Origin of the sequence: Mariniflexile aquimaris (assembly GCF_042676825.1) — a bacterium.
Taxonomy (GTDB): Bacteria; Bacteroidota; Bacteroidia; order Flavobacteriales; family Flavobacteriaceae; genus Mariniflexile; species Mariniflexile aquimaris.
In genome coordinates this window covers 1-1,570 of record NZ_JBHTIB010000003.1, presented here as the reverse complement: position 1 = coordinate 1,570, position 1,570 = coordinate 1, and the positions used below count along the sequence as shown (strand labels likewise).

General features: G+C 34.3%; 1 protein-coding gene. It reads left to right on the top strand.

Features of this window, described 5'->3' with window-relative positions; translation table 11 throughout:
• The first annotated feature begins 475 nt into the window (after window positions 1-475).
• A complete protein-coding gene (locus tag ACFQ0I_RS04965; RefSeq protein ID WP_379939971.1) occupies window positions 476-883 on the top strand; it encodes a hypothetical protein in 408 nt (135 codons plus the stop codon).
• Window positions 884-1,570: the final 687 nt, after the last annotated feature.

The window sequence follows — 1,570 nt, the reverse complement described above, 5'->3', positions numbered from 1 at the left end:
CAACTTTCCATACACATAAACGTTGTGTTTCATTGCTGAACGCACTCAAAACGGAAAAAAATCCAGTTTGTTTTTCGAAATTTTTTTTTGAATTTTAAGAAAGAATAAACCGAAAAATAGTATTGCGGAAATTCAAAAATCACATTGGATTCTCACTCAAATGTGAAATAAAAAACGCATCGGACTTTTAGCTTGTTTGCGGAATAAAAACCCAAAAAAACTTCTGACTGACCAAAGCAGTGCGCAACTGTTGCGTCGGACTGATCAGCGAAACGCAAAAAAACGACTGACCAAAAACTGTAAGAAAAAAAACAACGAAAACACAACACCGTGTATAAAAAATTGCTAGTTTTATACTAAACCAATGTCAGTTGCTTTGCTTGCTTGCATCTGATTTTCCTTCGGAAAATCCTCGCACACAAGCACGCAACTTTCCATACACATAAACGTTACCTGCAAGCTGAAAATCGAACTTATGAAAAAAATTGGTGCAATAATTATACTTTTGATTTCAATCAACTCAATTGGACAAAACCTCATTGAATGCGGAATTGATAATAATCCGAAACTCACTCAAGCAGAATCTGAATTTCTGTCTGAATATATGAACTACGAACAGCGGAAAAATTATAATTTAACCGATAAGAAAGTGATTTTTGTAACTGGAAATAGTGCTCAACAATTCGGAACGAAATCGGAATATTTTGACCAAATAAAAGCGTGGAATGAAAACGGAAATAAAATTGCAACTTGGATTGTCGAACTGAATGAAAATGAACGAAAAATATCTGAAGGATATGATGTAATAATCACTTATTGGGTTAAAAGTTTGACAAAAAAAAGAAAGAAGAAAATTATAAACGAAATTAAAGCCAGCAGGTAACACCGTATATAATTTATTGCTAGTTCTAGCCTACTTACGAAAATCCTCGCGGATTTTCTATTCGGTTTGTATTTGCTAAATTAGGTGCTTAAAACACGCAACAAACCATATACAACAACGTTACCTTTAATGCGGAAAACACGTTTCAAACCAAAATTTCAGTCCGAATTTTTAATTTTAGTTATCTGACATTTGCCAATCTTTACGTGGATTTTGAGCAAAATGCGGAAAACCGAACTGCGGAATTTTACCAAGTTTGCGGAATCGATACGCGGACAAAATTAAACGCTGACTTTTGAGCTTGTTTGCGAAAATAAACAGATCGGATTTAATCACTCAAACGGAATATAAAACGACTGACCTCACTCTTGCGGAAAGCTGATTTTGACATTTATTGCGGACGAAAAAATGACAGAAAAAAAAACACTAAAGGTAACACCGTGTAANACATAAACGTTACCTTTAATGCGGAAAACACGTTTCAAACCAAAATTTCAGTCCGAATTTTTAATTTTAGTTATCTGACATTTGCCAATCTTTACGTGGATTTTAAGCAAAATGCGGAAAACCGAACTGCGGAATTTTACCAAGTTTGCGGAATCGATACGCGGACAAAATTAAACACCGACTTTTGAGCTTGTTTGCGAAAATAAACAGATCGGATTTAATCACTCAAACGGAATTTAA

Excerpts from the sequence above, each read along its gene's own strand:
- ACFQ0I_RS04965 (WP_379939971.1), top strand. The coding sequence starts at position 476 with ATGAAAAAAATTGGTGCAATAATTATACTTTTGATTTCAATCAACTCA.